The sequence below is a fragment of the Paratissierella segnis genome (genome assembly GCF_014385195.1).
In the GTDB taxonomy this organism is placed as follows: domain Bacteria; phylum Bacillota; class Clostridia; order Tissierellales; family Tissierellaceae; genus Paratissierella; species Paratissierella segnis.
Genome location: NZ_JACRTG010000034.1, coordinates 215,658 through 222,037, shown reverse-complemented (window position 1 = coordinate 222,037; position 6,380 = coordinate 215,658). Strand labels below are relative to the sequence as shown.

Below are 6,380 nucleotides of genomic sequence, written 5' to 3'. Positions count from 1 at the left end.
AATAAAGCTGCGCTAATCGGATATTATGCGTTATAAATACGTGAGCGGAATGCGGTGAAAGTCGCACGTTCCGTTCTTAGGAGGGGGAAGGATTGAGAAGTCACTCCCCTATCCGACAGGTGTAAAAATTGAAGGACTGAAGCGATTTATAGTATGAATTGCTATTTGAAAATACTACATTAGTCAGAAATCCAGTGAATGAGAAGAGTAAGAACGTAACTGAGGAATATCATTTATACTGAGAGGGACGATGTGTAGGAATTTTATGGTAGAGAGAGGAGTAACAACAAATGGAATTAATGGAAGAGATACTAACAAGGGAAAATCTAAACCAAGCTTACAAAAAGGTAGTAGCCAATAAAGGAGCAAGTGGGGTAGATGGAGTTACTGTTGAAGAATTGGGAAGATATATCAAGGAGAATAAGGAAACAATTATAAATTCACTTAGAAACAAGACTTACTTTCCCGAACCGGTAAGACGAGTATATATACCTAAAGCAAACGGAAAACAAAGAGCTTTGGGAATACCAACAGCGTTAGACAGAACAATACAGCAAGCAGTAGCACAACCAATATCAAATATCTATGAGAAAGTATTTAGTGAATACAGCTACGGCTTCCGCCCAAATAGAAGTTGTCATGATGCAATAAGGCAAGCACTTAAATATCTAAATAATGGATATGAATGGGTAATAGATATAGATATTGAGCAATTCTTTGATAAAGTAAATCATGATAAATTAATCCAAATTCTTAGAGAACAAGTAAATGATAAGGACGTTCTAAACCTTATACGTAAATATTTGAGAGCAGGCGTAATGGAGAAAGGAGTTATCAAAGCTACCAAGACTGGAGTACCCCAAGGCGGACCAATTTCAGTAATACTTTCAAATGTGTATCTTGACAAGCTGGATAAAGAGTTAGAAGTTCGAGGTTTGCGTTTTGTAAGATACGCAGATGACGTGCTGATATTCACTAAAAGTGAAATGGCAGCGAATAGAGTTATGACCTCTATATCAAGCTGGATTGAAAGGAAGCTATTTCTAAAGGTAAATGCAACAAAATCCAAGGTATGCAGACCAATGAGAAGTAAGTATTTAGGCTTCACATTCCTAAAGAATGGTGGGCAGTGGAAGGTAAAACCTACAAATGAGAAGAAAGCGAAGCTATATCAAGCTGTACGTGAGTATCTCAAAAGGGGAAAAGCAATTGCAAGACCACTAGCAGTAACTTTTAAAAGAGTAAATCAAATGGTCATGGGTTGGATAAATTACTTCCATATTGGTATAATGAAAGAATTTATAGGGAAATTTGGTCAATGGTTAAGGCATAAAATAAGAGTAATTATAATAAAGCAATGGAAAAGGCCAAAGACCATTTTCAAGAACCTGTCTTTCTTAAACAGGAAATTCAAGAATGGATTTGATGAAGAAAGTATTTTCAAAGTTGCTAATGCAAGATTAGGTTGGTACAAAAGATGTAGCATGAATGTAGTAAATTACATTCTTAATCCCACATTACTTGAAACAAAAACAAAGGAAAGAGCTGGTCTGCTCAATCCTTTGAATTATTATCTAAGAAAAGTTGGAATATAAATTGTAGAGCCGTATACGAGACCCGTACGTACGGTTCAACGAGAGGGGAATAACTCATAGCAGTTATTTCTCTACTCTATTACTTTTGTCGATTCTATGTTATATTAGTACATGAGAGGAGAGGTAATATGGATTATAAATTGATAGCCATTGATATGGATGGTACTTTGCTCAACAGTAAAAATGAAATCTCGGAAAATAATATGAAGGCTATAAGGGAAGCAACAGAAAAAGGAATACATATAGTATTATCAACAGGTAGAATATTATCATCTGCAGAGTTTTATGCTGATTCAATGAATCTATCTAGCTATATTTTGGCAAGCAATGGAGCTGTAATTAGTGACGGAGAAAAAAATATTATTTACAGGGTTCCAATCAATAAGGGTTCAGTAAAAGAGGTTATGAGACTAGGTAGAAAACACAATGTATATTATCATTTTTATGATGAGACTAAGTTTTATACAAACAACTATATTGATGAAATATATGAATTTTATAACCCAAGATTTCAAAAGCAAGCAGGGCAAAAAATTGGATTAATTGTCTTTAAAGATGATGAAGAAATTCTTGAAAGAGAAGATATAAATGCATACAAGTTCTTGTTTTTAGATGATGATAGGGAAAAACTTAATGGTCTAAAACAAGAATTATTAAATACCAAAGGAATCAATGTATCTACTTCATGGTTTAATAATGTAGAAGTAATGTCAGATCAAGTTTCAAAGGGATTAAGTTTGAAGTATCTTTGCAATATGTTAAATATCAATAGGGAAAACACTATAGCTATAGGGGATAACGAAAACGACCTATCCATGATTGAATTTGCAGGATTAGGTGTTGCAATGGGCAATGGAGAGGATATAGTCAAGAAAAATGCTGATATTATTACGGATACAAATGACAATGACGGTGTTAGTAAGATTATTGAACAATATGTTTTAAAATAGGGGATGACGATTAAGTGGCTTTAAACATAGTATTGGTTGAACCGGAGATTCCACAAAATACCGGTAATATAGCTAGAACTTGCGCTCTGACAAAATCAACACTGCATCTGGTCAGACCTTTTGGTTTTGAGGTAGATGACAGATATCTTAAACGTGCAGGTTTAGATTACTGGCATCTGGTAGATATTTATTATTATGATAGTTTTGATGAGGTATTGGAAAAATACTCCAATAATAATTTTTACTATGCTACTACCAAAGCTAATAATACTTACACGGATTTCAGCTATAGAGATAATTCGTTTTTTGTATTTGGAAAGGAAACGAAAGGATTGCCGGAGGAATTGTTAGGAAAAAATATGGATAAATGTATAAGAATACCAATGATACCGGAATTAAAAAGATCCTTAAACCTTGCAAATTCTGTAAATATTATTCTGTTTGAAGGGTTAAGACAATTAGATTTTCCTAATTTAAAATAAGAAAAAGTTTTAGTCCATTGCTAGATATATCAATGTATATGTATTAGGTAAATTTAAGCAGTTTGCTATCTTTTGCTTGTATTTATCTTAAGTTTAATATATAATATTATTAGAAACGTGAAATATATAACAAAATAAGGATATAAGTAGTGTATCTATTACTTAAGACAGATTCATCGATGCTTAAAATATAATATTCTGAAGGAAGATTACGGGAGAGACTTATATAGCACCGAAGGAGTAATTTATAGAATTGCCAATCTATATTGAATCTCACAGGTAAAAGGACCGTAATTGGACAGAACTCTGGAAAGCGAAAAGCACCGAAGGAGCAATCTAAAATTTAGAGAATCTCTCAGGTAAAAATACAGAGTAAATAGGCTTTAAGTCTATTTACTCTGTATTTTTTTATTTATGCCTCAACAACTCTTCGCTCTTCACTTTTAGCTCTTCATTATTCACTATCTTTTTAATTGTGAACTGAGAATTGTGAATTGTTTAAAGGCAGCATAATCACTGCTTATGTCATCCTGAGATATCGGTATAAGCTTTACCTATGAAGGATCTCCTCTTTTCATCGTGAATTGTGAACTGTGAATTGTGAATTGTGAATTGTGAATTGTGAATTGATTTTGTTATTATCTTTCGAATTGGGTAAAAATAAAAAGAGATAAAAACTTTAATAGATTTAAAGTGGAAATTAAAGAGGAGGGAGTATGTTTATGAGTTATGATGTTGTAATTATAGGAGCAGGTCCGGCAGGCCTTTCTGCAGGTTTATATGCAGCAAGAGCGAGACTTAAAACTCTTATAATCGAAAAAGAAAATGCTGGTGGACAAATTGTCGGAACAGCTGAAGTTGATAATTACCCCGGTTCAATTGAAAATGCAACAGGTCCATCGTTGGTTAATAGAATGGTTCAACAGGCTGAAGCATTTGGTGCAGAAAAAATAGGGGACAATATTATCGAAGTAGATTTTTCCGGCGATATTAAGGTTTTAAAAGGTGAAAAGCAAACATATGAAGCCAAATCGGTAATTATAGCAACCGGTGCTGTTCCAAGACCTATGGGTTGTTCCGGGGAAAAAGAGTTGACCGGAAGAGGAATATCATATTGCGCTACATGTGATGCGCCATTTTTCGAGGATTTAGAAGTTTATGTAATAGGTGGTGGTGATGCAGCGGTAGAAGAAGCTATTTACCTTACTAAATTTGCACGAAAGGTTACAATAGTTCATAGAAGAGATGAATTAAGAGCAGCTAAATCCATCCAAGAAAAGGCATTTAAAAATGAAAAAATCGATTTTCTATGGAATACTGTAGTAACCGAAGTAAAAGGTGAAGGCTTATTGGAATCCATAACCGTCAAGAATGTAAAAACCAGTGAAGAGAGAGAGATAGCGGCGGATGAAGACGATGGAACATTTGGTGTTTTTGTATTTATTGGTTATGATCCGGCTACAAAAGTATTTGATGGTTTAATCAATATGACAGGTGGATATATTATCACGGATGAAAATATGAAGACGAATGTGGATGGAGTATTTGCAGCAGGTGATAACAGAGTTAAGGCTTTGAGGCAAGTGGTAACTGCAACTGCTGACGGTGCTATTGCGGCAACGCAGGCTGAAAAATATATAGAAGCAAAATTTAATTAGGGAGATGGGATTAGAATGATAGAATTAAACAAAGAAAATTTTGAACAAGAAGTATTGAAATCAGAAGGGTATGTTTTGGTTGATTATTGGAGTCCGTCTTGTGAACCATGCAAAGCGCTTATGCCTCATGTTCATGAATACGAAAACACCTATGGAGACAAAATAAAATTTGCATCTTTGGATATTACTATTGCAAGGAGACTTGCTATATCTCAAAAGGTATTAGGATTACCTGTTATAGCCATTTATAAAGATGGAGAAAAGATTGATTCTGTAGTCGCAGATGATGCAAATCCAAAATCAGTAGAAGGTATGTTAAAGAAGTATTATTAAGGTTTTAATTCTGGGTAACAGAATTAGGATATATTTATTAAATTAAGAGGAGGTGAAAATATGCGTCTTGAATTAGGTTATGTTCTAATTAATGATGTTCAATTCGGTGAAGTGACCAAAATTGAAAAGGGTGTTTTGTTTGTTAATAAATCCGAATTAATCAATTTGATAAAAGAAGATGAACACCTTAAGTCAGTAGATGTTGAAATCGCTAGACCAGGTGAAAGCGTTAGAATTACGCCGGTAAAGGATGTAATAGAGCCGAGGGTTAAACTTGAAGGTGAAGGGGGAATATTTCCCGGAGTATTATCCAAGGTTCAAACAGTAGGTTCAGGAAAGACCAATGTTCTAAAGGGCTGTGCAGTTGTAACCACTGGAAAGATAGTGGGATTCCAAGAAGGAATCATAGATATGACTGGACCTGGAGCAGACTATACTCCTTTTTCAAAATTGAACAATGTTGTTTTAGTTTGTGAACCGATAGATGGTTTAAAACAACATGATCATGAAAGAGCAATCAGATTTGCAGGACTAAAAGCCACTCAATACCTTGCTGAAGCAGCTATAGATATAGAAGCTGATACTGTTGAGGTCTATGAAACATTGCCTTTATTACAAGGGATAAATGCTTACCCTGATCTACCGAAGGTAGCTTATGTTCTTATGCTTCAATCACAAGGTCTGATGCATGATACTTATGTATATGGTGTCGATGCTAAACAGATTGTACCGACAGTCCTCTATCCTACAGAATTGATGGATGGGGCAATAATCAGCGGAAACTGTGTATCAGCATGTGATAAAAACACAACATATCATCATTTGAACAATCCTGTAATCCATGATCTTTTTAAACAACATGGGAAAGAGATAAACTTTGTCGGTGTTATTATAACTAACGAAAATGTCTACCTAGCAGATAAAGAAAGATCATCTGATTGGGCTGCTAAAATAGCAGAATTTATGGGCTTAGATGGTGTTATAGTTTCTCAAGAAGGCTTTGGCAACCCGGATACCGACCTTATTATGAATTGCAAAAAGATAGAAGCTAAGGGTATCAAAACAGTAATAATTACTGATGAATACGCAGGCCGTGACGGTGCAAGTCAATCATTGGCGGATGCAGACAAAGCTGCTGATGCGGTTGTTACTGGAGGCAATGCAAATGAAGTTATTGTACTTCCTCCTATGGATAAAGTTATAGGAACTCTTGATTACAGTGATATTATAGCCGGAGGATTTGACGGAAGTCTGTCCAAAGACGGTACAATTACAGTTGAAATTCAGGCTATAACAGGCGCTACAAATGAAATGGGATTCAACAAGATGTCAGTTACAGGATTTTAAATACAAAAAATTTAT

At 34.7% G+C, this 6,380-nt stretch carries 6 protein-coding genes and 2 riboswitches; all 6 genes read left to right on the top strand.

The window, feature by feature from the left end:
* Positions 1-290 precede the first annotated feature (290 nt).
* The 6 genes from ltrA (at position 291) to H8707_RS15130 (ending at position 6,365) form a co-directional block, all read left to right on the top strand.
* Entirely contained in the window at positions 291-1,595 is a 1,305-nt protein-coding gene (ltrA, locus tag H8707_RS15155) for a group II intron reverse transcriptase/maturase (RefSeq protein ID WP_262430993.1), read from the top strand.
* Positions 1,596-1,723: 128 nt separating this feature from the next.
* Positions 1,724-2,545: a Cof-type HAD-IIB family hydrolase gene (locus tag H8707_RS15150; protein ID WP_262430992.1), complete on the top strand. Its 822-nt coding sequence runs from the start codon at positions 1,724-1,726 to the stop codon at positions 2,543-2,545.
* Between the two features lie 14 nt (positions 2,546-2,559).
* Positions 2,560-3,027, top strand: a complete 468-nt coding sequence (trmL, locus tag H8707_RS15145) for a tRNA (uridine(34)/cytosine(34)/5-carboxymethylaminomethyluridine(34)-2'-O)-methyltransferase TrmL (protein ID WP_262430991.1) — start codon at positions 2,560-2,562, stop codon at positions 3,025-3,027.
* A 202-nt stretch (positions 3,028-3,229) separates the two neighbouring features.
* Positions 3,230-3,328: riboswitch (glycine riboswitch) on the top strand.
* A 2-nt stretch (positions 3,329-3,330) separates the two neighbouring features.
* A riboswitch (glycine riboswitch) is annotated at positions 3,331-3,401 on the top strand.
* Positions 3,402-3,749: 348 nt separating this feature from the next.
* The gene (trxB, locus tag H8707_RS15140; protein ID WP_262430990.1) at positions 3,750-4,685 is read left to right on the top strand and encodes a thioredoxin-disulfide reductase; all 936 of its coding nucleotides are present in this window, start codon (positions 3,750-3,752) and stop codon (positions 4,683-4,685) included.
* A 15-nt stretch (positions 4,686-4,700) separates the two neighbouring features.
* Positions 4,701-5,018, top strand: coding sequence for a thioredoxin TrxA (gene trxA / locus H8707_RS15135; protein ID WP_262430989.1), 318 nt, complete (start codon positions 4,701-4,703; stop codon positions 5,016-5,018).
* A 60-nt stretch (positions 5,019-5,078) separates the two neighbouring features.
* Positions 5,079-6,365: a glycine/sarcosine/betaine reductase component B subunit gene (locus tag H8707_RS15130; protein ID WP_262430988.1), complete on the top strand. Its 1,287-nt coding sequence runs from the start codon at positions 5,079-5,081 to the stop codon at positions 6,363-6,365.
* Positions 6,366-6,380 lie beyond the last annotated feature (15 nt).